The organism is Algoriphagus aquaeductus, from assembly GCF_003253485.1.
In the GTDB taxonomy this organism is placed as follows: Bacteria; Bacteroidota; Bacteroidia; order Cytophagales; family Cyclobacteriaceae; genus Algoriphagus; species Algoriphagus aquaeductus.
Genome location: NZ_QKTX01000019.1, coordinates 42,536 through 66,801, shown reverse-complemented (window position 1 = coordinate 66,801; position 24,266 = coordinate 42,536). Strand labels below are relative to the sequence as shown.

The following is a 24,266-nucleotide window of genomic DNA, read 5'->3' as shown; positions in this document are numbered from 1 at the left end:
AGGTCCTGGCTTTTTCTAATAACCTATACCCTATTTAACCTATAGGAAGCAAGCACTATCAATTATGCAAAGTTTTCGAACAGAACTGGAAAATCCGATTGTAGAACGGGACATCATCGAACTGGAGCGCAAAATCGCCCTTTTCCGGGAAGGAAAAATCGATGAGGAAAAATTCAGAAGCCTTCGCCTTGCTCGTGGGGTTTACGGTCAGCGACAGCAAGGCGTACAGATGGTACGAATCAAATTGCCTTATGGAAGAGCTACTTCCGCGCAATTACGTCGAATTTGCAAGGTTTCGGAAGAATATTCTATCGGTCGTCTTCATATCACCACCCGTCAGGACATTCAGATTCACTTCGTGAGCTTGGATAGGACTCCTCAGCTTTGGGCAGAACTTGAAAAGGACGATGTCACGCTTCGAGAGGCTTGTGGTAACACCGTTCGAAATGTCACTGCTTCGGAGACTGCCGGGATTGATCCCAAAGAGCCTTTTGATGTGACACCTTATGCTGATGCCACCTTCCGTTATTTTTTGAGAAATCCGGTCTGCCAAGAGATGGGGCGAAAGTTCAAAATGGCCTTTTCCTCCTCCGACGAAGACACCGGTTTGGCCTACATGCACGACTTGGGCTTTATCCCAAAAGTCAAAAAAGTCGATGGAAATCAAATTCGAGGGTTCAAAGTGCTTTTGGGCGGAGGATTGGGTTCGCAACCACGCCATGCCGATTTGATTACGGAGTTTTTGGAGACCGATCAGTTGATTCCATTCATCGAATCAGTCTTGCGGATTTTTGACCGTCATGGAGAGCGGGCAAGAAGAAACAAGGCTCGGATGAAGTTTTTGATCAAAGAGATCGGCTTGGAGGCGTTTTTGGATTTGGTAGAAAAAGAGAAAAAAGCACTTCCGTTCAAGAGCTTTCCCCTCGATTTTGAAAACTATGAGCTTGGAAAAAGCCTTCCAAATCCACCCTCCGTCGAGATCAATCAAGCCGACTTGGGATTGGACTATGAGCTTTGGAAGCTGACCAATGTGCTGCCGCAAAAGCAGACTGGCTACGTTTCCATTGGAGTTCGCGTGTCTTTGGGGGATTTTTACCTGGATCAAGCCAGACCTTTGGCTGATTTGGTGGAAAAGTATGCTGCGGGAGAAGTGCGTTTTACCCTTCGTCAAAATATTCTGATCCGCGATGTGCGGGAGGACCTGGTGCCCTTCTTTTATCAGGAATTGAAAAAAATCAACCTCGCCCAGCGGGGGTACAATTCCCTCGGCGATATCACCGCTTGTCCGGGTACCGATACCTGCAACTTGGGCATTGCGAGCTCGACGGGAATTGCCAAGGAATTGGAAAAAGTCATCGAGCAGGAATATCCACAGTATCTTAAAAACCAAGATTTGGTCATCAAGATTTCCGGGTGCATGAATGCCTGCGGACAGCACAATATGGCGCATATTGGCTTCCAAGGCATGTCCATGAAAGCGGGTAAAACCGTCATTCCTGCCCTTCAAGTACTCTTAGGCGGTGGAAATCTAGGCGATGGCAACGGCCGATTTGCCGACAAAGTGACTAAAGTTCCCAGCCGTCGCGGGCCTCAGGCACTGCGGGTATTGCTTGATGATTTTGAGAAAAATGCAGGTGGAAAAGACTTTCTCAGCTATTACGATCAGCAGGGGCAGATGTATTTCTATGATTTGCTGAAGGATCTCAGCGATGCTTCCACGGTGACGGAGTCGGATTCAGTGGATTGGGGACATCAGGAAGCGTACGAAGTAGCGGTTGGAGTTGGCGAATGTGCCGGAGTGGTGATTGACTTGGTCGCGACCTTGCTGTTGGAAGCCTTGGAAAAACTCGATCTGGGTCAGGAAGCCCTAGAGCAAGGTCGCTGGTCTGACAGCATTTACCATCACTATGCCGGGTTGATCAATGCTGCCAAAGCCCTTTTGCTCAGCGAAGATGTGAGCACGAATAGCTATGCGAATATCATCAGCCTCTTTGATGAGAAGTTTGTCGAAACCGGCAAAATCCAGCTGGAAGGCACCTTTGCCGACAAAGTCTATCAGATCAATCAGCACGAACCTACTGAGGAGTTTGCCAAAGCTTACGCTAAAGAGGCCATGGAGATCTATAGCCTGCTGAAAACCTATCGGGAAGAGGAGGTCGAGGCATGAGAACGTCGATTAATCCCAAAGTAACCCTAGTTGGGGCAGGTCCCGGTGATCCCGAGTTGATGACCTTGAAAGGAATCTTGGCGCTCAATACCGCCGATGTGGTTTTGTATGATGCTTTGATTGATCCGGTGTTACTGAAGCATGCGCCGGCTACTGCCTTGAAGATTTTCGTGGGAAAACGAGTGGGCAAGCACAGCACTCCTCAGGAAGACACGAATCAACTCTGTGTCGAACTGGCTCGAAAGCATGGTCATGTGGTCCGATTGAAAGGTGGAGATCCTTTCGTCTTTGGTCGGGGAGGAGAAGAAATCGAGTACATCGAGGCCTTTGGCATTCCAACAGCAGTGGTACCGGGGATCACTTCGGCGATTGCAGTTCCGGCCAATGCAGGAATTCCGGTCACCAAACGGGGCATCTCCGAAAGCTTCTGGGTAGTGACAGGGACCACTACAGCGGGTGAACTTTCCCGAGACTTGGCACTTGCGGCTCAGTCCACAGCTACGGTGGTGATTTTGATGGGTACCAAAAAATTGGGAGAAATCGTAGAAACCTATCAAAAGGTAGGTAAGTCACATTTACCCGTGGCCATCATCCAAAGCGGAACCACTCGAGAAGAAAAAATCACAGCCGGTTTTATCCATGACATTGGACAAAAGGCGGCAGAAAATCAAGTCGAAGCCCCAGCGGTCATTATTGTCGGTGAAGTGGTTAGGGAAAGTATGCGGTTGGCGGAGGTGTATCGGGAGGCTGTTTCAGTGATCAGTATGCGTTCGCAGTGAGCAATTTAAAGATATGCTACGCGAGATATTGAGGAGATACATAAAGATAGGTTGTCTATCTCAGCGCTAGCGGTATCTCTTTTATCTGCGCAGCTATCTTTTATAAGATATGCTGGAAAAGATATAGAGAAGATACTAACAGATATGCTGTTTATCTCGGTGCTAGCGGTATCTCTTTTATCTGCGCAGCTATCTTTTTAAGATATGCTGGAGAAAAGATAGAGAAGATATTTAAAGATATGCTGTCTATCTCAGTGCTAGCGGTATCTCAGTTTATCTGCGCAGCTATCTTTTAAATCCTTAATTACCAAGTCTTGCATATTGTGTCTAAAGTCTAAAATCTGAAATGAACCATCTCTACCCCATATTCCTCAAAGTTCACGAACTCAACGTCCTATTGGTCGGTGGGGGATTTGTGGCAACCGAGAAATTGGAATTTCTGCTTAAATCGAGTCCCAAAGCTCAGGTGACGATAGTCTCCAAGATGTTCAGACCGGAATTTCTGGAATTGGCCGAAGGAAAAGAGACCGTCACGCTGATCGAAGATGTGTATCATGAAAAATATCTGGGCGGAAAGCACATCGTGATTGCTGCGACGGATGATAAAGCCGTCAACCGACAAATCCGCGATGAGGCCAAGGAACGCTTTCTGCTCGTCAATGTAGCCGATACGCCTGAACTCTGTGATTTTTACCTCGGAGGTATTGTAACCAAAGGCAATCTGAAAATTGCTATTTCCACCAATGGAAAATCTCCGACTACCGCCAAACGCCTTCGTCAATTGCTGGAAGAAGTGCTGCCGGAGGAAATCGATGATTTGCTTGAAAATCTAAATGCTTACCGGGCTACGCTCAAAGGAGACTTTGAGTACAAGGTGAAGGCGATGAATGAGATCACGGAGGGGTTGGTGAAAAGGGAGACACAAGACTCAAGTCATTAGATCCAAGACTTTAGTATCAAGTAGCTAGTATCGGGATTTTGGTGAGTGGTAATTTTCTGCTTGACCTTTGCACTTGTTGCCAATTCATTCTTATTAAATTTGATAGAAAATCACATCTTAAGTTCCGATTATGTGATTTTTTTCACATTTTAGGAAGATAAAATGTGATTCTATGTTTTTTGAACGGAATATCCTTTCTCAACTTCAGGTATGGACAGCCCGTCCAAAGCCCAAGCCGCTACTCTTGAAAGGGGCTAGGCAGGTCGGCAAAACCTCTTTGCTAAAGTGGTATGGACAGACTCACTATTCAAAAACAGCTTACTTTAATTTTGATCGTCAGCCTGATTTAAAGCAATTTTTTGAGTTGACCAAAGACCCTTTGCGAATCATTCAGAATCTCTCTTTGGTGGTGGGGTTTCCGATAGAACCTAAAAACACGCTAATCATTTTTGATGAAATCCAGGAATGCAAGGAGGCACTGAACTCGCTGAAGTATTTTGAGGAAAATCAGGAGCCTTTCCATGTGGTAGGCGCCGGTTCATTGTTGGGAGTTACCCTAGGCAACTTTGCCTCTTTTCCGGTTGGAAAGGTTGAATTTTTAGAGTTGTTTCCATTGACTTTTTTAGAGTTCCTTACTCAAAAGGATCCTGAAATGTCCAATTACCTCAATTCAATTCAGCTAGTTGAACCTATTCCTGATTACTTTTTCAACCGGATTTTAGAAAGCTTTCGACTGTATATGATCTCAGGAGGAATGCCAGAACCTGCAAAAGAATTGGTTGAAAGTGCAGATTTATCTCGAGTGGAAACTCTTTTGGAGAATATTAATCTGGCATACGAATTGGATTTTTCTAAGCATGTTCCTTCAAAGGATATCCAGAAAATTAGTTACATCTGGAATTCGATCCCCTCTCAGCTTGCCAAGGAAAACAAGAAATTTCTTTACCAAGTAGTCAAGCCAGGTGCCCGGGCCAGAGAGTATGAAGATGCATTGACTTGGTTGATTCAGGCAGGTTTGGTTTACAAAGTCAATCGCGTAAATAAAGTTGGGATTCCCCTGTCAGCTTATCAGGATTTGGCGATTTTTAAAATTTACTTTCTCGATTTGGGATTACTCAGAAGCAAAGCAAGACTAGCTCCTAATGCCATAATTCATCCCACTGCGCTATTCTCGGAATTTAAAGGTGCATTAGCTGAAAATTATGTTCTCCAGTCTTTGATCTCGCAGTTTGGTGAGTTGCCTTCCTATTGGACTTCCAATGGTAAGGCCGAAGTGGATTTTTTGATTCAAGTCCAAAACTCGATTTTCCCTGTCGAGGTGAAGTCAGGTGAAAATACACGAAGTAGAAGTTTGACAGTATATGATGAAGAAAACAGGCCGGAATTAAAGCTGAGATTTTCTATGAAAAATCTGATTCATCAGGATCATCTGCTCAATATCCCCCTCTTTATGGCAGATCGTACTCGGGATTTGGTCGATATGATGCTGAAAAAATAAGAGGACACACGGTTACCAAGTGGACGGGAGCAAGATTTTGGAAATTGATAACTAGTGTGTCGTAATTTGGGAGTAGGGTTGGTAATCTTGTTACTTATTATTTCTGATAGACTTGATCAAAAATCACATCTTAAGTTCCGATTATGTGATTTTTTACACGTTTTCGGAATATAAAATGTGATTTCCACCATTTCACTATTCCTCGAGAGCCAAAAATACCATTGGATTTTTTTGGTCTTTCATATACAGGTAAAGCTTATTGGACTCGATGGTGTAGGACTCGACCGCCAATAAACTGTTCTTGATTTTATTCTCAAATTCTAAGATGGGAAATGTCTTATTCCCAATTCCAGGATCATAAACCACATTTTCTGGAGAAAAATCAATCCTCAGATTTTCTTCCGAATCAGCCTCATAACAGCCATCAATCTGATGGTCAAACGAACGGAAACTGAATGCAAGCAAATCTTCACATCCAATTAAAGGAGATGATTTTCCTCCAAGTTGAAGGGTAATTTTAAAGACATTTTCATAATCCTCACCACTGAGCGTAAACCTTGCTGTTCTAGCCAAACAGGTCAGATTGTCAAAAGAAGAACCTTTTTCAGCTTGAAAAGCCACAAACTCCCATTTTGAAGTCAGGTTATAGGAACCAATTTTATCCTTCAAGTCAAAACAGCAAATGTCTTTTGGATTACACCGAATTTCCTTTACAATCGGAGCTGGTAGTTCCTCCTCGGGTAGTTCGAATGCCGTCTCGCAGGAAGCGAGAAAAAGCAAGATCGGGAAGAGGAAAAAAGCGGCTTTCATGGTGAAGGAAGTGATCTTGATTTTCATTTTCGGTGGAAAAGGTTACCCATAGAAGACAACTGAATTCCTTAAAGTACTACCAATTCATTATTTATCAACCAGTTTCACAATAGAAATTAATTTTTAAAACGAATAACCGAACCTCGAAGTATATGGCTGAAGTCCCTTTTCCGGTTTTTTATTTCCCTGAGTTCCTGTAATTTTGGGCTTCCTTAAAAACGCATCAATTATCTAATTTATGGCATATTTATTCACCTCAGAGTCAGTGTCTGAGGGTCATCCTGACAAAATCGCTGACCAAATCTCTGACGCCCTGATCGATAATTTTTTGGCTTTCGATCCCAATTCCAAAGTAGCCTGCGAAACACTCGTGACCACCGGACAGGTAGTCTTGGCGGGTGAAGTGAAATCCGATATTTACCTCGACGTGCAGAAGATCGCCCGTGACGTGATCAACCGAATTGGCTATACCAAAAGTGAATACATGTTTGAAGGCAATTCCTGCGGAGTACTTTCAGCAATACATGAGCAGAGTGCTGATATTAATCAGGGTGTAGAGCGAAAAAATCCAGAGGAGCAAGGTGCCGGTGACCAAGGGATGATGTTTGGCTATGCCACCAATGAAACCGAAAATTATATGCCATTGGCTTTGGATCTGTCTCACATGATCCTGCGCGAATTGGCCGCCCTCCGCAGAGAAAATAAGGACATCACCTACCTCCGTCCGGATTCCAAGTCTCAAGTGACCATCGAGTATAGTGACGATAACGTGCCTCAGCGTATTGATGCCATTGTAGTTTCTACGCAGCATGATGACTTCGACGCGGAAGAAGCGATGCTGGCAAAAATCAAGTCTGATATCATCAATATTTTGATTCCAAGAGTCAAAGCCAAGCTTAAGCCCGAGCTTCAGAAGCTTTTCACTGACCAAATCACCTACCACATCAACCCAACCGGGAAGTTTGTAATCGGTGGACCTCATGGCGATACCGGATTGACCGGAAGAAAAATCATCGTGGATACTTATGGTGGAAAAGGTGCTCACGGTGGGGGTGCTTTTTCAGGAAAAGATCCATCCAAAGTGGACCGCTCAGCAGCCTATGCTACCCGTCACATTGCCAAAAACATGGTGGCAGCGGGCGTGGCCGATGAGATCTTGGTTCAAGTTTCCTATGCAATCGGTGTAGCTAAGCCGATGGGGATATACATCAATACCTATGGCACTGCCAAAGTAAACCTGACAGACGGAGAAATCGCCAAGAAAGTGGAGGCCATCTTTGATATGCGTCCCTATGCGATCGAGCAGCGACTCAAGCTCAGAAATCCGATCTATGAGGAGACCGCGGCCTATGGTCATATGGGCAGAAAAAATGAAATCGTCCGCAAGACTTTCTATTCTCCCTACCGGGAAGCAGTAACCAAAGAAGTGGAGCTTTTCACCTGGGAAAAACTCGACTTTGTTGATAAAATCAAGGCTGAATTTGGCCTTTAATTACCAAAGCCCCGGAGCAATTCGGGGCTTTTATTTTTTTGGGAATGAACAGTTTTTCAGACTGACAACTAGAGAAAAGCAACAGACTCTTTTCCATTTCGTTATATTCGGAAAATCTCATTTTTATGAAAGCACTTTTCTTATTGGTCACATTTCTAATGTCATTCCAATCTTTTGGACAAGTATTGAAGGAAATCCGCTTTAAGGACAATTTTTTTAATATTCCGGTTTTCAGTATTGGAGAGGAGAAAGTGTCCCGGCCAACAGTCTATCAATTGATGAAAGATTTTCCATTGGAACAGAAGGATTTTGATGAGGGAATGACCCAAATGAGAATCGGCACTACTTTAAAGTTGGTCAGTTTCGTAGTTCCAACGGTCGGCTTGGGTTATTACTTAGGAAATATCGATGAGCCCAATTCATGGAAAGTACCCTTGGTTACCTCTTTTATGGGGTTGATTTTAGCTCCAGTTGGTCAAGCGTTTAGAAGGAAGGGATACAATCGGGTGAATAATTCGATCTATCGATACAATTATCAAGTAACCAATCGGGCCAATCCTTCGGAGGTAAGTTTTTCTTTTTCTCCTTCAGGTCCCGGAATCATCTTAAACTTTTAAATCATGAAATTTCTTTTTGTGTTTCTGCTGGTTGGTATTTATTCTTTTTCCAATGCACAGGAAAAGCCATTTTTGAGAGTGGATGTGAGGCAAAATTTACTTACCCAAAAAATCGATGTGTTGGATGGGCCAAAGCGACTTCGAAAAAGCGAGCTAATTACCCTTCTCCAAAGTGACCCCGAAGCGTTGGCTAGGTATGAAAAGGCACTGGCAAAGCAGAATGTAAACGACGCCCTCTCCTTGGTGGATATGGGCTTGTTTTTGGGTACGTCTGTGTTGGTCGTTGCTCCCCGGCAGCAATCTTCCTCCCTTAGTCGTCTTGCTTGGCCTTTGATGATCGGCGGTTTTGTAGTAGGTATAGTTTCTGGTGTGTACCGACGCGAAGCAAGGAATCTTACTCGTGAGGCGATTGACCTCTACAATTTTGGAGGAGGCACATCCGATCCTGTCTATTTTGAAGAAAATAGGATCGATCAGCCGATTTTTTCTTTCAAAATACCCATTCAATAATCATCTACTGAGCATCAGCCAACCCTGGGGATCTACCACAGGAGGGGTTTTGCTTTTGACCTCAATTCCTTTTTTTCCGACGGGGGCTCGCTGCACTCCTTCGGAAGTTTCAATTTCTAAGGGCATTTCAAAATCAATCCCCTGAAGAGAAATTACATAGCCTTCTTTTCCTTTTTTACTCACTTTCAGTTTGGGGATGGAAGTGGTGTAGAGATACAGGTCGAAAAATCCCTTCAAATCCTTTCCGGTGTAACTCTGAATAAAATCGGTAAAATCCCGGGTGGTGACTTGATTGAGATAGGTAAATCGCTCATCCATGACAAAGGCTTTGATGGCAGGGAAAAAGAGCTCGTCGCCCAAAACTCCCCGCAAGGCATGAATGACCAAAGCCCCTTTGGTATAAATCTCCGGATGATATGCTTCCTCCTCGGTCGAATTGGGTGGACTGACGACAGGTTTGGCGTGGGGTACATTTCTCGACTCAGCTTTAACCTTGGCAAAATAGGCCTCGGGACCGCCATGTTCCCAAAAGAATAGCCAATCTCCATACGCGGTCAATCCTTCATGAATCCACATATCTGCCCAGTCGGAGACCGTCACCTTATTTCCCCACCATTCGTGTCCCAGTTCATGATGCAGCAGCCAATCGTACTTCACTTTTCCCATCGGGACAAACTGAAAATTGTTGCCATAGGCATTGATGGTCTGATGCTCCATGCCCAGGTAAGGCGTCTCGACTACGGCGATTTTATCCTCAGAAAAAGGGAAAGGGCCGAAGTATTTTTCTTGGGTTTCGGTGCTGATCTTCAGAAGTTCCAAAAGCTCTTTCACTTTGGCGCGATTTTCTTGTAAAACCCAAACCTGCATAGGAATTACTTCTCCTGAAACGGAAGTGAAATCCAATTTTTCCTCGTGGAAAATCCCAAGGGTGAAGTTGATGTTGTAGTTGCTGATCGGATAGCCGGTTTGCCAGTGATACCTCATTTTTTGGCCTACTTCCTGACTTTCGATGAGTCGGCCATTGGAAGCGACAAAATAGGGCTTGGGTGCTGTGAAAATCAGATCCACTCCTTCGCTCGGTTCGCTCGAGGGATGGTCGAGAGCCGGCATAAATATTTTCCCCCCTTCACCTTGGGAAGAGAGCCCCATCCAGTGATTGTCCAAAAGGTCTTTTTCCCAGGTGAACCCACCGGTCCAAGGCGGATTCTGTGCGATGGGGTTTTTTCCACCGTAAAAGATTTGGACCTGATCGCAGGTACAATCTACAGGAATGATGTCCAACAGATCCTTTTCATGGGTGAATTTCACCTCTTTGCCATCCATCAGGACTTTGCTGATTTCATATTCATTGATCAGCTGGAATCGGAGCGTGTCGAGTTTTTCTTCTGCCGAAAAGGTGATCGTATTGGAACCCTGAATACTTTGAGTTTCTGGAAGGAGCTCCAGTTCCAGGCGATAATGCCGGATTTTCATCTTTGCCTGAAGTGGATCGATTGGGCCTCCCCAATCCCAATTTTGTGCAAAAGCACCTGTACAACTGCTGATGAAAATGGCCAGAAAAGAGATGATTCGCATGGCTAAAGTCTTAGTAAAGTTCATATCGGATTTCATAAAGGGGTACGCCAAAGTCCTCGGAAGCTTTCTCGGAGGCTTTTTGAAAACCCATACTTTCATAAAGGTGGGCTGCCGAGTCCAAGCCTGAGGTAGTATAAAGATAGGCACCTTTATACCCTTTTTCCCGATAAAAATCCATCCATTCCTGCATCAATTTTTTGCCGATACCAAGGCCACGATAGGCTTTATCCAAAATAAAATACCGGAGTTGTGCCTGAAAATTGGGACGATGCATCAACAACAAAAATCCGACGATTCTGCCATTTCCCTCCACGATCCAGACTTTGTCCTGCTGAGGATCATATTGTCGGTAAAATTCCACCAAGCTCTCCATCACATAGGTTTCGAATCCCATTCCGAAGCCCTGTTCCTCATAATAAATGGTCGCATGGAGTAGTGCTACCTGACTGAGATCGCCGGGAAGAAGTTGATTTCTGAGCGTATAACTTGCCATGCTGAAAACTAGCCCAAAGGAATGAAAAGAAAAAGCCGTCCGGAATTCTTTCCGGACGGCTTGAGATCAATCTTCTGCGTAGTTGAACGAGTCCACTTGTTCTTTGACCCAATCGTGGTATTTCCCATTTCGGTATTCAATCCACTCATTTTTGTACTTGGATTCATCGATCAAAAACTTAAACCCGGTGGCAGCTTTAGGTTTGCTCAGTGCATTGACTAAATCTTCCGCGAGATTCTTTTCCTTTATTTTACGGTCAATGAAATCCTGCATCATGGAATGCTCTTGAGCAGGTTCCATTTTGGTAAACTCGGCGAAGTTTTCAGGCTGATCTTCAATTTCGTCGAGAATGTCCTCTTCCTCTTCGGTCAGATCATAGTTGAAATAATCTTCATCATCCGGCATATGATGAATCTTTTTCTTGTCAATTTGGTAAAAACAGACATTACCCTTGAGCAATTGGGAGGCGATGAAATCTACCTCTTTTTCAGTAAGCAAAAGCATGGGATGGTTTCAAGATTTTTGGAAAAATAGTGAAAGTTGAAATTTCATCAAATTGTTTTAAACATAGCAATGTCAAGGCCAAAAATTAGCCTATAATTCAAGATTTATGATTTTTTCCAGCGCTTGGGGTTCTAATTCGTGCCCACCCTGAAAGCTACAAGTGATCAATGACTTGCCGAGAGCCTTAATCCACTCGTTTTGCTGAAGAAGGTGCTCATCCTTGATGAATTCATCCTGCTCCCCATAGGCTAAAATCAGGTGGGTTTTTTCAAACTTTTCCTTACTCAAATCTAAGGATAAATCGTGGGCAAAACCTCCGGCCCAGAGGACCAGGGTATCCACTTGGCCTGACCACTGACTTGCCCATCGACTCGCAGTAGCTGCACCTTGTGAAAATCCCAGGACATGGATTTTTGGAAGATTTTTAAAGTTTTTCAGGATTTCTTCCATCAGGAGATTCAAGTACCGATGATTGTTGGCAATGGCTACTTCCCTTTCGTGCTTGGTCATCCAATTGGCCCCTACTCTTCCCTGAAAATCCTTGAGATAGCTGTAATTGGTTGCTTCTGGAGCAATTACCAGCCTATCCTTGGTGTCAAAAGGGAGAAACTTCCGAATGAAAAACTCAGCTAATTGCCCGTACCCATGTAGGACCAGCCAAATATCTGTTTCATATCCGGAAGGTTCGTGAGAAACAGCAAAGTGTGCCTCGTATTCAAAAATCAGGGAGCGTTTCACTTAGGTGTTGAGGTCGTCAAATTTCAAAGGGAGTAAGTTGGAGATGCCGTGAATACGGATCACATTCCCATTGGCACAGAGGATCAAGAGGGTAATGGGCTTGGAAAACCGGTTTTCCACTTCATTGATGTTTTGTCTGCAGATTCCACAAGGTGCCACCCCTGCCCATCTTTCGTCCCCTCCGCGATGGGCTACGATAGCAATCATTTCAGGCGCTTGATCCGGAAAATTGGCGCCTGCATACCCAAGTAACAGTCGTTCGGCACAAGTACCGGCCGGAAAACTGACATTTTCCTGATTGGAAGACTGAAGGATCTCCCCATTTGCCAACAATAAGGCAGCACCAACATAGAAATTGGAGTAAGGTGCATAGGCGTGTTTCGAAACTGCCTTTGCACGGTCGATCAGGGTTTGTTCGATCAGGTTTAGTTCCCCGGGTTGGAGTTCTTCGATTTCAGCGGTATAGTTTACTTTTTTCACGGGCGATTGATCAGATTGGGAAAAACCTAACGGTCAAAGTACGCAAATGTTCCTTAATTCTTTGGAAATTGACTTTTCACCACCAAAAAATATGGGCAATTTAGCTACATAAACCCAAGTGCATGAAAACCATTTTGATCCTGGGAGCAGGAAAGTCGTCGACTTATCTGATTGATTATTTGGCAGATTCCTGTGTGGAAAAAGGCAGAAAACTTCTCTTGGCTGACTTAGATCCCAATCTGGCCAAGTCCAAGTTGAAAGATCGTCCCCAAACCGAGGTTGAAGAAATGGATCTGGAAAATCCCCAATCCAGAAGGAACCTGATTGCAAAGGCAGATGTGGTCATTTCCATGCTTCCGGCAATGATGCATCCGGTCGTTGCGAAGGACAGTCTTGATTTGGGAAAACATTTTTTTACTGCTTCCTACGAAAGTGATGCGCTACGGGAAATGGCCCCTGAAATTGAGAAAAGGGGACTTTTTTTCCTGAATGAATGTGGCCTTGATCCAGGGATCGATCACATGTCTGCCATGAAGATCATTGATACAGCCCGATCCAAGGGGGAAGATATTCTTTCCTTTAAATCCTACTGCGGAGGCCTGCTGGCACCAGAAAGTGAGGACAATCCCTGGAAATACAAATTCACCTGGAATCCCAGAAATGTCGTTTTGGCAGGGCAAGGCACTTCCCGGTTTATTGAAAATGGGGAACTGAAATATGTGCCTTACCATCGGCTTTTCAGACGTGTCGAAACCATCAAGTTTCCCGGATTGGGGGAATTTGACGGGTATCCTAACCGGGATTCGCTGAGCTATCGCCATGTGTATCATCTTGAAAATATTCCTACGCTTCTCAGGGGTACCTTAAGAAGAGCAGGCTTCTGCAAAGCTTGGGATGTTTTTGTCCAGCTAGGGATGACCGATGACAGCTTTCTGATGAAGTTTCCTGGGGGAAGCACCTACAGACAGTTTTTGAATGCGTTTTTGCCTTGGTCCGACACCTTGACTGTGGAGGAAAAACTCGCCGAAGAAATACCTGACTTGGATTTTTCCATGTTTGAAAAGCTCCAATGGTTGGGATTTTTTGAACATCGACCACTGCCTCGAGGTGAGGGGAGTCCGGCTCAGATCCTTCAGGCGATCTTGGAAAAAGATTGGCAGTTGCTACCGGAGGATAGGGACATGATCGTGATGCAGCATCAGTTGCAGATCAAAACCGCTTCTGGAATAAAGAAAGTCACCTCCAGCCTGGTGGAAATCGGCAAAGACTCTCGCTACACAGCCATGGCAAAAACCGTGGGACTGCCATTGGCGATCGCAGTGGATTTGTTTTTGGAGGGGAAAATAAAGAGTAAAGGATTATGTCTACCGGTCGTGCCGGAGATTTATGAGCCTATTCTGAATGAGTTGGAAAAGCACCAAATCCGATTTGTGGAGGAAGAATGGATATGATTGAAAATTGATCAACAAGATCCCGCCCCAAGAATCTTGGGCGGGATTTTGTTCAATTAAGGATTCCAGTCAGCCGGGGGATTGGTACTTGCTCCCGCTACTTCTCTACAGTCATCCGGAATGATAGCCCGGATTTGCTTAAAGGTCAAGTCGTCTTTATCAATATAGATTCTTCTGGAAGTTTCTCCGGCGGCCATGAAGTAGCCAAGCACTACTTCATCAGGATTGTCCAGACTGATCATATTGCCCCGAATGGTAGCCGGAGGAGGATCAAAGATGGATCCGCTGATTTCGGCCTGCTGCTTCACCAGTCTCAGAAATCGGTAGGCACCCTGGGAAATACTGTATTGCTTGAGATCCATCCTGAATTTGTTGACAAATCGCAATCCGTCATCTTCGATAAAAGCAGCGGGAACTCTTGCGGTCAGTCCGTTAAAATTGTCATCGTTGACGACAAAAAGGCTTTGGTTATTGCCAACCTCAGACCGGAAGCATTGAATACAGCATGGTTTGGGTTGGGGTGTCCGATTGGGGTTTTCAGGACTCGGTCGCGGGGTAAATAAGTCGGGACGTGTCTCCAGAATATAAACCGCAGGGCCATTTCTCCAGAAATAGAAGTTATTCTGGTCGGCTGGGTCATCGATTTCGGCGATGAGTTGGACTCCGGATCGGGGAGTTTCGATGCCCTTGTTCGGAATGGTGACTGTTCTGACTTCCAAAGATGCAATTGGAGGAACAGACTCCACGCGCTCGGGTGTTGAGGTAAACACTTTTCCCTCTGCAGTCAATATTTGAAGCGTATAAGATTTACCCACTTGTGCCCGAAAGCCCGCGGGCGTGAAGTAGCTTCCTTTGGCGTTTTCGCTTTCTGTCAAAAAAGTCACATTGCCCTCATTGTCTCGGATGACTACGGTGGCCAGGGACACCGGCCGAATCAAACCCTCAAATACACTTCCATATGTGGCACTTCGGGTCAGCGTGATCGCATGGGGCCCAGGCCCGGTGGAAATGATTCCCTCCACCGTCAGTAGCTGCTCTCCTTCCGGAACTTCGACCTTGTATGGATCGATGCATGCCAACGGAAGCAAAAGGAAAAGATAAATCAGTCGTCTCAGCATGGTCTAAAACTTAATGGAATAACTCAAACTTGGAAGCGGAATACCCAAGAGTGCCAATCGCAGGGCTTGGGGTGGTTGGCCGGGAGCATCGTCAAAGAAGATGGAAAATGGGTTTTTTCTTCCATACACATTGAGAACTGAAAACGTCCAGTTCCCGTCATAGAATTTTCCTGTTCCGTTTAGTTTGAAATTGATCGCAAAGTCTAATCGGTGAAAATCCGGGAGCCGCTGTTGGTTTCGGTCATTGAAATAGGCCAGGTTATTTCCGGAAAAGTCAAATTTGGCTTCAGGGAAGGTGATTGGTCTTCCTGTACTGTAGGCGAAAGTGGCCGAAAAAGAAGTGTTGGTACTGACTTTATAATTCCCGATGAGGGTTAGGTCATGCGGTTTGTCAAAATTGGCGGCGTACCATTTGCCATCGTTGATGTTTTCCTCTTCAAATGGTGTAATGACTCTCCGCAAGGATCTCGAATAGGTATAAGAAATCCAACCTGTCAGTCTTCCCAGATTCTTTTTTACATAGAATTCAGCACCATAGGATTTTCCTTCAGCAGGAATCAATTCCGTTTCGAGGTGATTCTGTAGAATCAGATTCGCGCCGTCTTTGTATTCGACCACATTTTGAAGATCTTTGTAGTAGACCTCCACGGAGGTTTCAAAAATGTTTCCTTTGAAGTTATTGTAATACCCGAGTGAGAATTGATCCGCGATCTGAGGCTGGATAAATCCGTCGCTTAGCTTCCATACATCCGAAGGCGCAATGGTCGCGGTATTGGAGATCAGGTGAATGAATTGGTACATTTTATTGTATCCCAGCTTGACTGAACTTGCCTTATTGAATGAATAGCGAAAAGAGGCTCTCGGAGCCAACCCATCATAGGTTTGGATCACTTCACCTTCTCCGTAGGCAGTTTCTGCGATAGCGCTTCCATCCGAGACAGGTTTGCCGGCTTGGTAGGATCTCACTACACGGGGCCCTAAATAGTGATAAAGGTCGTATCTCAATCCGTAGGAAAATCCGACTTTTTCACCAAGTTCAAACTCATGTTGGAAATGAGCTGCCATTTCTCTGCCTGATTCATTTTGGACCTTTTTGGGTAAGATTTCTTCTTCGACTCCGGTTGGAATCAGTTCTCCTGGCTGAATATTGAGCTGTTTGTACTCAGCCCCTGCCGTAATTTTATTGTTTTCACCCAAGGCATAACTGAAAAACAGGCGCCCCCCCAAGTCTTTGATATCCGAATTGATCTCAAAATCATTGATTCCTGACCTGTTAAAAATTCCATAGTCGTAGAGGGTGTAAAAACCGTTGGCCTCCATGGCCAATTTCTCGCTGAGTTTGCTTTTCCAAATCAGGGAATGCGCTGTGTTTTTCCAGGAAATGGTGGTGTCGGAGGCAAAAGCAAAATCATCATAGCTGGTGTAATAGCTGTAGGTAAATTCGTTCCTGTCGGATAAAGGGGCATTAATGATCAGATTCCCATCGTAAAAATTGGCATTGGAGGTATTGAGTGTAGGATTGGTGAGGGACTGAAGGAGCCAATTGATATAAGAGGCCCTAAAGCCTCCCAAAACAGAAACTTTGTTTTTGATCAAAGGCCCGTTGAGGGATATTTTCCCGGAATAGCTACTGGCCATTACCTCACCTCCCCACTTGTCCACGCTGCCTGCTTTGGGGGCGATATCCAGAATGGCAGAACTTCTCCCTCCAAATCGGGCAGGCACTACGGCTTTGTAAAGGGTGACGTCATTGACCATGTCCGGATTGAACGCAGTAAAAAGCCCAAACATATGGGAAGGATTGTATATCGGAGCACCGGCAAACTGGATCAGGTTTTGATCCACTCCGCCACCACGAACGTTCAGCCCCGAGGAAGCTTCACCGACTTGACTCACTCCGGGAAGCGTAGCCAGGGATCTTACAATATCTACTTCACCCAAAAAAGGAGGCAACTCCCGCATGGTATTTACGCTCAGGGTGACTGCTCCCATATTAGTGGATCGGATGTTTTTCTCCGGATCACTTCCATAGATGACGACATCATCGAGGGTAAAATCTTCCTGAATCATCCGTATCGACAATCTTCCATCACCAACGGCTGTAATCGGGTAAATTTTGGTTTCATAGCCTACATAGCGGAATTCCAGTGTGTATTCAGCCCGGTCCAGGACCAGCTCGAAGCTGCCGTTGTTGTCCGTGATTCGGGTGAGGTTAAGCTCAGGAATACTGACCGTGGCTCCGACCATGGCCTGCCCGGTGATTTCATCTATGATCCTTCCAGAAAGCCGAATACCCTTCAGCTGTCCTACATCCCTTCCGATGACCTCCCGTTTGATAGGATTATTTTGAGCCCAAAGAGAGGTGAGCCCAAAAAACAGAAAAGTTACTAGCAGTAGTTTTTTCATACCATCAGGCTTAGATCGCATCAGGTTCAAATTTGTATAATTCCATGGGAAGGGCGCCATTTACTGATTCTTCGGCTGCTCTCAGAATATAGATTGCTTCTCCAAAAACAAAGGAACCCATGTTGATACTTTGAGGCAGCCCGATGATTTGATTTTTTGATTTCCATATCCCGGTTTCCAGGTTGAGTTCCCAGATTTCCTGTGTCCTACGATACAATCCCATGTAGGCTTTGTTTCCGATCACCTGAGCAAAAGGATACCCTTCTCCGGTACTCCCCGGGTAGGTCGAATCTCTTCTCCACTCATCTTCTTGAGGCAAATATTCCCAAATAGCCCCAGAACTTGATAATACAAATACCCGGTCTCCAAAGGAAAATGTTGCCGTGGTCCCACTCATATCAAAGGGGGCGTTACGTTTGAGAGTCCAGTTGCCCGTTGTTGGATTATATTCCCTTACCACCGACCCTGCCCCATCTCTACCACCGAAAAGGTAGAGCTTTCCCTTCCAATCTACCGCCATGGCTTCTCGTGTGTTGAACGGGAGGTCGGGAAGTCTTTCAAATGTGCTGCCTTGGATCTTCCAAAAGCTCCGGTCAAATTGGAAAACGTCCCGAGAAGTTTCCAAGGCCCCACCTCCCAAATAGGTAGGGGAAGAAAAGGCAAACCTTCTGGGTGCTCCCGGAAAACTCACCTCCGCCCAGGTATTGCCAGCTGGGTCATAGCGTTGGAAAAGAGGATAAGGATCTGCCAACCGCAGCCTACCCAGTCCTACATGAAACCCGGATGAATTGTAAAAGAAGGTATTGTCATAAATCCGGCTCCCGCCTGGAAATTCGGTGATCTTGGTAAACTTTCCAGCCTGGTATTCAAAAGGCTGGGGAAGGATGATTTCTTGATCTTGGATGACAATTCTGACCGGGACTACCACCTGACCAGATGCTGCCGGTATGCGTAACGTCAATCGTGATTCAAACAGATTTTGAATTACCTGAGCTTCTTGAGTACCGAAAAACACCTTGGTGCCCTCTGGAAAATTCCTGCCCTCAATTACCATTTGACTCCCTGCTGAGGCATACCTTGGAGAAAAGTTGTTTACAAAAGGAGTCAGCGTTTTCAATTCCACCACATCTCCTTCAATCCGCTGTCCATTGACCTCGGCAAAAGCCTTGGCGAAGTAGGTTTGGCCGATCTTGAATCCTGCTGATTCTCCAATAAATCGCCCAGGTCCATTTTTCTCCCCAAGGGATAGAGTTTGGGCTCCGGAGAAAGAAGGTTCTGTAGAAAAAAGGAATCCATGGTCCGTCGCCAATACTTCCCGGTTGGTCAACAATCGCCCGGATATCCGGACCTTGTCCCCTCCTACAAACAGGAGGTCCTCTGTGGATACCAAAATGGGAGAAGTATCTTCCTGATTGCAGGAAGAAAAAGAAAGGAATATGGAAAAAATACAAAGGGTTAGTAGTTTTCGCATGCAGTCAATCAGTGGTGCTTTCAAAAGTAAAACATCATCAAACCTTGGAAAAGAATCATCATGCCTATTTACTAAAAAACGGTAGATAAATCGGCGTCTCTTTTCAAAATCCCAATAGAAATCCGGATATCAGGTTGGAATAGGGATCTGAAAAAGTTCCGTCCTCGTTTTTTAAGATGACTTCTGTGGGTATATGAGCTCGAGGCTTTCTCGAAAATCCGACTATTTCACGAATCACGGGTTTTGTTTTCCTATCTTTTACCCAGATCCTTCGGATTGAAAAAAGTCCCTCATTAGCCGCTAAATTTTCTAAATCCTTCATTTGTCTTGGAGGAAGGATAATCCAGAGTTCACCGTCTTTCGATAGTATTTTTGCCGCCTTTTTGATCAATTCTTCAAAAGAAAGGGCATCCGTATGGAGCGCCTGATTCCGCTTGGAATCTTTGGATTTGAGATGATCGGGAAAATAGGGTGGATTGCTTACGATCAGATCATAAGCGATATCCTCGGCCAATGCTTGGAAGCTTCCTTCGATAAGTTGAAGTCTCTCAGAAAACGGACTTTCCTGAAAATTTTCTTCGGCTTGTCTTGCTGCTTCGGGATCAAGTTCAACCCCCGTAATCAATGCCTCAGAAAAACGCTGGGCCAGCATCAATCCGATCACACCGGTACCTGTGCCAATGTCTAAAATACCTAGAGGAAGCTTTTTGTCAGCAAGTGCCCCCAGTAAAACCGCATCCGTGCTGATTTTCATTGCACAGCGATCCTGATGGATTCTGAATTGTTGAAATTGAAACCAGCTGTTCCCCATCAAGTACGTGCCCGGCTAAAGAACTTGGATCGGAATCTCGATTTGTCTTCCATCACGTTGAGTTCTTCTTCAGATACCCGCTTCACGCTTTCGATGGTGTAGAAGGCCTTTTCATCGATTTCCTTTACTTTGGAAATAAACTCCTGAAGCTGATCTCGCTTCATCACCGTGAAAAGAAGGTTCACTTTTCCATAGCGACCTTCTGCTCCCACATTGGTAAATCGGTAATTTTTCTCCTTCATAAACTCCAAAAGGGCCGGTAGAGGATGTGGGGTAATGACCCTCACCAAGACTCTGCCCAAGGCAAGTTTTTCATCTAGAGTCATTCCTACATAGGTCCCTGTGGCAAACCCTCCCGCATAGGCGATGTAAGAAAAAGGGTTGTTGACATTCTGAAAAATCTGTCCGATTGCCAATAGCCAGATCATAGCTTCAAAAAAGCCCAATATCGGCACAATGTTCTTTTTTCCATTCATCATAAACATGATGCGTAGGGTGTTGATCGACACGTCCCCGATCCGGGCCACAAAAATCAACAAAGGCATCAATACATAATTGAGGAGATTGTCCGAAATGCCGAGAGAATGAAAGAGGTCTTGCATGATGGTGCAAAAATACCCCTTTATTCGCAGAGGTGAGTAGAAAACTCCGGGATTAAAAGATTAGATTTTTTTGTCCTTACCGGCCTGCCATCCAAAGACGATAAACTGTACCGTCATGGCCAGCAAAAACCAAATCAAAAAGTTCCAGTTGTCAAACAAATCCAGGGAAATCCCAAAAACCAAAGGTCCTAGTGCCGCCAAAACATACCCTGCCGACTGGACCATCCCGGAGAGCTTTGCAGTCGTCAGATCTTCAGCTGTCCGCATGGAAATCAGGGTGTAGGCGATGCTCAAACTTGCTCCGCTACCTATGCCAATGATGGTAAGTGCCCCAAAAGTAATGAGTTCATTGGGGAGGAAAAGTGCCCCATAGCCTATCAAATATCCGATTCCCACGATCAGTACCACTCCGGACTGTTGCTTGAGTCTCATCAGGAGATTGGGGGCAAAAAAAGTCCCGATCAGGGAGATCAGCTGCATGTAAGAAAGCGCAATCCCGGCATTGACCGGACTGATCCCGCGGGCAATCAGCATATCAGGCAGCCAAGTGATCATGGTAAAATACATCACCGATTGGGCTCCCATAAAGAGCGTGACTTGCCAAGCCAGGCGGGATTTCCAGACATTTTTGGGAGCAAATATTTCCCGCTGCTGGCTGCTTCCCTGAGGTTTTAGCTGGGGAATCCATACGATCAGCGCGAGAATCATCAGTCCAACCCATGAAATCAAGGAGCCTCTCCAGCCTAGTCCCAAATCTATGGCTAGCGGCACGCTCACCCCGGAGGCGATCGCAGCAAAAAGAGACATGCCTGTAGATAGAAGCGCGGTCATCAGACCAATTTGCTCAGGAATCCGTGCTTTGAAAAATGGAATCATCAGCACATTGGCAATCACGATCCCGATACCAGTCAATGCTGTCCCAAAATAAAGCAATTCAATTCCTCCCAAAACCCGAATTACCACACCCAATGTCAATAGGACAATACCGAGGAAAATAGCTTTTCCGTGTCCCAATTTTTTCCCCAAACTCGGAGCGAAAAGGGAAAAAATCGCAAAGGTGATCAAACTCAGAGTAGTCAGAAAACCCGCCAGCCCATTGGAAATCCCCAAGTCCTCCCGGATAAACGGAATCAAGGGCCCAACCGAAGCAATCGACGTCCTCAAATTGATCGAGATCAGGATGATTCCGAGGATTAGTAGGGCTTTGTTGGAGGATTTGGACATGAAAGATGGACGAATTTTGAATTACGATTTACGACATTTTTCTAAACCTCAATTCTACTTCTTAAGGCTATAACGATTGGTAGGAACCATTGAAATCAAACTAGACGTCGTCAATCCTCATTCGTATATCGTACTTATAAATATCAATTAGGGAATATGGAAGAGAAGGCTCTATCAAGCCCTTGACTCGACCAAATCCTTCACGCAATCCACCCAAGTGTCGTTGGAGTTTAAGCTTGGTACCAAGTCCCAATGCTCGCCACCGAGCTCTTCGAATTGCTCCTTGTATTCCTCGCCTACTTCTACGGTTGTTTCCAGACAGTCTGCGACAAAGGCCGGAGAGAAGACCAATACTTTTTTAACGCCTTCTTTAGCCAAATCCTTGATCATATCTTCGGTGTAGGGCTTGATCCAAGGGTCTTTTCCGAGTCGGGATTGGAAGCAGGTGACAACTTTATCTTCGGGTAAACCTAGTTTTTCTGCCACCAATCGGGTAGTCTGAAAGCATTGCGCACGGTAACAAAACTGATTTTTCAGACCATATTTGTTACAGCAGGCACCCAGTTGACAATAGCCTTCGACACTGCCTTTCCGGATTTGTCTTTCGGGTAATCCGTGGTAAGAAAACAGGTAGCGGTCGTATTCGTGCTTTTGCATGGCTTCGCGTCCGAGTTCGGCCCAAGCTTCAAGGAAAAGCGGATGATCTACGTAATTGCTGATAAAAGTGATCTCGGGGATGATCTGCCAGGTGCGGGCGATTTCCATCACCCGATCCATGACCGAGCCATTGGTGGCTGAGGCGTATTGTGGGAAAAGCGGAAGCACAATTATCTTTTTGACCTTCGCTTTCATCAATTCTTCCAAGCCTTTCTCGATGCTCGGGTTTTGATAGCGCATGGCCATGGCCACGAGGTATTTTTCCGGATCGAGCTTTTTGATCAGTTTGTCTCTGAGATCTTCGGTATGGAAAAGTAACGGGGACCCGCGATCTGTCCAGAGCTTCCGGTATTCTCCTGCCGATTTTGGAGCTCGAAAAGGTGCAATAATCAAGTTGACCAGCATCCACCTGGGGATAAAAGGGAAGTCAATGACCCGTCCGTCCATCAGGAATTCTCTCAAATACTTGCGAACGTCTCCTGTCTTGGTGCTGTCGGGTGTGCCCAAATTGACGAGAAGGACACCGATTTTTGCTTTATTTTTAGCCATGGACTGATTTCAATTTCCTTTGGAAAGCCCAAAAATAGCCCCTTTGTTCGATTTCTTTGATTGAAGTTTTCTAAGAGGAATAGTTCAGCGATTTTCCCAAAATAAAAATCCCGGGCTGATCGGGATTTTTGGGTTACGAAGCGGCCTTCTTTTTCAGCGCCCACTTCATCAGCGGTCCGGAGGTCATCGAGGTGACTAATGCCATGACTACCAAAGCGACAAAAAGCTTTTCATTAATCAAGCCGTTTTCCAAAGCAATCAGACCTAAAATGATCTCCATGGCCCCTCGGGCATTCATGCCGAATCCTACTGCCAGGGCATCCATTTTGGCATAACCCGACCTGAGTGCACCGTAGCCGCTCCCAATGATTTTACCCGCAAAAGAAATGACAATAACAGCCAATACCAACCCAATGTCGAAGTTGGTAAAGAAGTTGATCTTTAGTCCAATGGAAACAAAAAAGAGCGGGGCAAAGATGTTGTTGATGAATTGATGGATGATTTCCTTGGCCTTTTCGGAAAGGTGATCGGAATCTCCTAAGGCTACCCCAAATAGAAATGCGCCAAAAATCGCGTGGATTCCCAGCCATTCGGTAAAGGCGGCAAGCATAAAGCAGAATGCCATGGAAAGAGAGAGCACCCCACCAGGCCAGGCCAATTTTTTGTTGGTCCAGGGTAGCACTTTGTTGAGAAGCCCTTTGCCAAGGGTAAGCATGAAAACGGTGAATAATAGCGTAATCCCGATGGTATTGATCAGCGATAGATTGCTGCTTTGTCCCATGAAAGAAAGGATGACAGAGAAGATTAGCCAGCCGATAATATCGTTGACCATTGCTCCGGCTACGATTACCATGCCCATTTTCGTTTTGAAAAGATTCATGTCCATGAGGATTCTCACCACCACCGGCAGCGCGGTAATGGACATGGCTGTACCCATAAAGAGGGAGAAGAGCATCTGACTACCTTCGGCCAGGCCAAAGAAGGTTGGAAAGAAATAGGGAAAAATAAATCCCAGAATAAACGGGATCACTAACCCAAGCAAACTGATACTGACAGCTGATTTGCCCTGAGACCAGACCAAATGAAGCTCCACCTCAAGTCCTGCAATGAATAGCAAGAGGATGACGGCCATTTGGACGATACCATCCAAAGCAAGATTGGCTGAAGGATTACTTCTAAACAAAAATTCAAAAAAGTCCGGACCGATGATTCCTAAAATAGTCGGGCCCAAAATGATCCCGGCAATAATTTCCCCCACGACCGCCGGCTGTTTGAATTTTTGGGCGATTTCTGCAAATACCCTGGCCATCAGCAGCATACTGGCGAGCTGTAAAAGCAGATTGATGACGTCCTTGTGCGCTAAACTCTCCATAC

22 protein-coding genes are annotated in these 24,266 nt (G+C 45.4%); 8 read left to right on the top strand and 14 right to left on the bottom strand.

Going from position 1 to position 24,266, the window contains the following annotated elements; all coding sequences use genetic code 11:
• Nucleotides 1-64 precede the first annotated feature (64 nt).
• The 4 genes from CLV31_RS19415 to CLV31_RS19400 all read left to right on the top strand — a co-directional run bounded on the left by CLV31_RS19415 (nt 65) and on the right by CLV31_RS19400 (nt 5,384).
• On the top strand, nt 65-2,167 hold the full coding sequence (locus CLV31_RS19415; protein ID WP_111394746.1) for a HEPN domain-containing protein: 2,103 nt from the start codon (nt 65-67) through the stop codon (nt 2,165-2,167).
• Nucleotides 2,164-2,946, top strand: coding sequence for a uroporphyrinogen-III C-methyltransferase (cobA, locus tag CLV31_RS19410; RefSeq protein ID WP_111394745.1), 783 nt, complete (start codon nt 2,164-2,166; stop codon nt 2,944-2,946). Before CLV31_RS19415 ends, cobA begins: the two co-directional genes overlap by 4 nt.
• A gap of 346 nt (nt 2,947-3,292) precedes the next feature.
• Nucleotides 3,293-3,886 carry a precorrin-2 dehydrogenase/sirohydrochlorin ferrochelatase family protein gene (locus CLV31_RS19405; protein WP_111394744.1) on the top strand — a complete coding sequence of 198 codons (594 nt, stop codon included), beginning with the start codon at nt 3,293-3,295 and terminating at the stop codon, nt 3,884-3,886.
• 172 nt (nt 3,887-4,058) lie between these two features.
• On the top strand, nt 4,059-5,384 hold the full coding sequence (locus CLV31_RS19400; RefSeq protein ID WP_111394743.1) for an ATP-binding protein: 1,326 nt from the start codon (nt 4,059-4,061) through the stop codon (nt 5,382-5,384).
• A 195-nt stretch (nt 5,385-5,579) separates the two neighbouring features.
• On the opposite strand, the gene CLV31_RS19395 is transcribed toward CLV31_RS19400, so the two are convergent.
• Complete coding sequence (locus CLV31_RS19395) at nt 5,580-6,221, bottom strand: hypothetical protein (protein ID WP_111394742.1); 642 nt, start codon at nt 6,219-6,221, stop codon at nt 5,580-5,582.
• A gap of 211 nt (nt 6,222-6,432) precedes the next feature.
• Between CLV31_RS19395 and metK the strand changes: the two genes are divergently transcribed.
• From metK to CLV31_RS19380, 3 genes are all read left to right on the top strand, one after another.
• Entirely contained in the window at nt 6,433-7,686 is a 1,254-nt protein-coding gene (gene metK, locus CLV31_RS19390) for a methionine adenosyltransferase (RefSeq protein WP_111394741.1), read from the top strand.
• Between the two features lie 125 nt (nt 7,687-7,811).
• On the top strand, nt 7,812-8,303 hold the full coding sequence (locus tag CLV31_RS19385; RefSeq protein ID WP_146250933.1) for a hypothetical protein: 492 nt from the start codon (nt 7,812-7,814) through the stop codon (nt 8,301-8,303).
• 3 nt (nt 8,304-8,306) lie between these two features.
• Nucleotides 8,307-8,813 (top strand): hypothetical protein, encoded by a 507-nt coding sequence (locus tag CLV31_RS19380; RefSeq protein ID WP_111394739.1) that lies wholly within the window; start codon nt 8,307-8,309, stop codon nt 8,811-8,813.
• On the opposite strand, the gene CLV31_RS19375 is transcribed toward CLV31_RS19380, so the two are convergent.
• From CLV31_RS19375 to CLV31_RS19355, 5 genes are all read right to left on the bottom strand, one after another.
• Entirely contained in the window at nt 8,814-10,412 is a 1,599-nt protein-coding gene (locus CLV31_RS19375; protein WP_245943451.1) for a M1 family metallopeptidase, read from the bottom strand.
• Nucleotides 10,399-10,881 (bottom strand): GNAT family N-acetyltransferase, encoded by a 483-nt coding sequence (locus CLV31_RS19370; RefSeq protein ID WP_111394738.1) that lies wholly within the window; start codon nt 10,879-10,881, stop codon nt 10,399-10,401. Before CLV31_RS19370 ends, CLV31_RS19375 begins: the two co-directional genes overlap by 14 nt.
• 66 nt (nt 10,882-10,947) lie before the next feature.
• Nucleotides 10,948-11,385, bottom strand: coding sequence for a UPF0158 family protein (locus CLV31_RS19365; RefSeq protein ID WP_111394737.1), 438 nt, complete (start codon nt 11,383-11,385; stop codon nt 10,948-10,950).
• A gap of 90 nt (nt 11,386-11,475) precedes the next feature.
• On the bottom strand, nt 11,476-12,123 hold the full coding sequence (locus tag CLV31_RS19360; protein ID WP_111394736.1) for an alpha/beta hydrolase: 648 nt from the start codon (nt 12,121-12,123) through the stop codon (nt 11,476-11,478).
• Nucleotides 12,124-12,603 (bottom strand): cytidine deaminase, encoded by a 480-nt coding sequence (locus CLV31_RS19355; protein ID WP_111394735.1) that lies wholly within the window; start codon nt 12,601-12,603, stop codon nt 12,124-12,126.
• A gap of 122 nt (nt 12,604-12,725) precedes the next feature.
• Here CLV31_RS19355 and CLV31_RS19350 point away from each other — a divergent pair, with 122 nt between their 5' ends.
• A complete protein-coding gene (locus CLV31_RS19350; protein WP_111394734.1) occupies nt 12,726-14,054 on the top strand; it encodes a saccharopine dehydrogenase C-terminal domain-containing protein in 1,329 nt (442 codons plus the stop codon).
• A 56-nt stretch (nt 14,055-14,110) separates the two neighbouring features.
• Here CLV31_RS19350 and CLV31_RS19345 read toward each other — a convergent pair whose 3' ends face one another.
• The 8 genes from CLV31_RS19345 to CLV31_RS19310 all read right to left on the bottom strand — a co-directional run bounded on the left by CLV31_RS19345 (nt 14,111) and on the right by CLV31_RS19310 (nt 24,264).
• Entirely contained in the window at nt 14,111-15,172 is a 1,062-nt protein-coding gene (locus CLV31_RS19345; protein WP_111394733.1) for a DUF4249 domain-containing protein, read from the bottom strand.
• 3 nt (nt 15,173-15,175) lie between these two features.
• Complete coding sequence (locus CLV31_RS19340; protein WP_111394760.1) at nt 15,176-17,578, bottom strand: TonB-dependent receptor; 2,403 nt, start codon at nt 17,576-17,578, stop codon at nt 15,176-15,178.
• A 10-nt stretch (nt 17,579-17,588) separates the two neighbouring features.
• Nucleotides 17,589-19,049, bottom strand: a complete 1,461-nt coding sequence (locus CLV31_RS19335) for an IPT/TIG domain-containing protein (protein ID WP_111394732.1) — start codon at nt 19,047-19,049, stop codon at nt 17,589-17,591.
• 103 nt (nt 19,050-19,152) lie between these two features.
• Nucleotides 19,153-19,803, bottom strand: a complete 651-nt coding sequence (locus CLV31_RS19330) for a tRNA1(Val) (adenine(37)-N6)-methyltransferase (protein WP_245943450.1) — start codon at nt 19,801-19,803, stop codon at nt 19,153-19,155.
• A gap of 56 nt (nt 19,804-19,859) precedes the next feature.
• Nucleotides 19,860-20,462 carry a DUF2179 domain-containing protein gene (locus CLV31_RS19325; RefSeq protein ID WP_111394730.1) on the bottom strand — a complete coding sequence of 201 codons (603 nt, stop codon included), beginning with the start codon at nt 20,460-20,462 and terminating at the stop codon, nt 19,860-19,862.
• Nucleotides 20,463-20,522: 60 nt separating this feature from the next.
• Nucleotides 20,523-21,686, bottom strand: coding sequence for a CynX/NimT family MFS transporter (locus CLV31_RS19320; protein WP_111394729.1), 1,164 nt, complete (start codon nt 21,684-21,686; stop codon nt 20,523-20,525).
• A gap of 174 nt (nt 21,687-21,860) precedes the next feature.
• Nucleotides 21,861-22,892, bottom strand: coding sequence for a ferrochelatase (hemH, locus tag CLV31_RS19315; protein WP_111394728.1), 1,032 nt, complete (start codon nt 22,890-22,892; stop codon nt 21,861-21,863).
• Between the two features lie 133 nt (nt 22,893-23,025).
• Entirely contained in the window at nt 23,026-24,264 is a 1,239-nt protein-coding gene (locus CLV31_RS19310) for a cation:proton antiporter (protein ID WP_111394727.1), read from the bottom strand.
• Nucleotides 24,265-24,266: the final 2 nt, after the last annotated feature.

What these genes read in the sequence shown, in the direction of transcription:
- CLV31_RS19415 (WP_111394746.1), top strand. Translation starts at nt 65, where the DNA reads ATGCAAAGTTTTCGAACAGAACTGGAAAATCCGATTGTAGAACGGGAC.
- cobA (WP_111394745.1), top strand. Translation starts at nt 2,164, where the DNA reads ATGAGAACGTCGATTAATCCCAAAGTAACCCTAGTTGGGGCAGGTCCC.
- CLV31_RS19405 (WP_111394744.1), top strand. Translation starts at nt 3,293, where the DNA reads ATGAACCATCTCTACCCCATATTCCTCAAAGTTCACGAACTCAACGTC.
- CLV31_RS19400 (WP_111394743.1), top strand. Translation starts at nt 4,059, where the DNA reads ATGTTTTTTGAACGGAATATCCTTTCTCAACTTCAGGTATGGACAGCC.
- CLV31_RS19395 (WP_111394742.1), bottom strand. Translation starts at nt 6,221, where the DNA reads ATGAAAATCAAGATCACTTCCTTCACCATGAAAGCCGCTTTTTTCCTC.
- metK (WP_111394741.1), top strand. Translation starts at nt 6,433, where the DNA reads ATGGCATATTTATTCACCTCAGAGTCAGTGTCTGAGGGTCATCCTGAC.
- CLV31_RS19385 (WP_146250933.1), top strand. Translation starts at nt 7,812, where the DNA reads ATGAAAGCACTTTTCTTATTGGTCACATTTCTAATGTCATTCCAATCT.
- CLV31_RS19380 (WP_111394739.1), top strand. Translation starts at nt 8,307, where the DNA reads ATGAAATTTCTTTTTGTGTTTCTGCTGGTTGGTATTTATTCTTTTTCC.
- CLV31_RS19375 (WP_245943451.1), bottom strand. Translation starts at nt 10,412, where the DNA reads ATGAACTTTACTAAGACTTTAGCCATGCGAATCATCTCTTTTCTGGCC.
- CLV31_RS19370 (WP_111394738.1), bottom strand. Translation starts at nt 10,881, where the DNA reads ATGGCAAGTTATACGCTCAGAAATCAACTTCTTCCCGGCGATCTCAGT.
- CLV31_RS19365 (WP_111394737.1), bottom strand. Translation starts at nt 11,385, where the DNA reads ATGCTTTTGCTTACTGAAAAAGAGGTAGATTTCATCGCCTCCCAATTG.
- CLV31_RS19350 (WP_111394734.1), top strand. Translation starts at nt 12,726, where the DNA reads ATGAAAACCATTTTGATCCTGGGAGCAGGAAAGTCGTCGACTTATCTG.
- CLV31_RS19345 (WP_111394733.1), bottom strand. Translation starts at nt 15,172, where the DNA reads ATGCTGAGACGACTGATTTATCTTTTCCTTTTGCTTCCGTTGGCATGC.
- CLV31_RS19340 (WP_111394760.1), bottom strand. Translation starts at nt 17,578, where the DNA reads ATGAAAAAACTACTGCTAGTAACTTTTCTGTTTTTTGGGCTCACCTCT.
- CLV31_RS19335 (WP_111394732.1), bottom strand. Translation starts at nt 19,049, where the DNA reads ATGCGAAAACTACTAACCCTTTGTATTTTTTCCATATTCCTTTCTTTT.
- CLV31_RS19330 (WP_245943450.1), bottom strand. Translation starts at nt 19,803, where the DNA reads ATGAAAATCAGCACGGATGCGGTTTTACTGGGGGCACTTGCTGACAAA.
- CLV31_RS19325 (WP_111394730.1), bottom strand. Translation starts at nt 20,462, where the DNA reads ATGCAAGACCTCTTTCATTCTCTCGGCATTTCGGACAATCTCCTCAAT.
- CLV31_RS19320 (WP_111394729.1), bottom strand. Translation starts at nt 21,686, where the DNA reads ATGTCCAAATCCTCCAACAAAGCCCTACTAATCCTCGGAATCATCCTG.
- hemH (WP_111394728.1), bottom strand. Translation starts at nt 22,892, where the DNA reads ATGGCTAAAAATAAAGCAAAAATCGGTGTCCTTCTCGTCAATTTGGGC.
- CLV31_RS19310 (WP_111394727.1), bottom strand. Translation starts at nt 24,264, where the DNA reads ATGGAGAGTTTAGCGCACAAGGACGTCATCAATCTGCTTTTACAGCTC.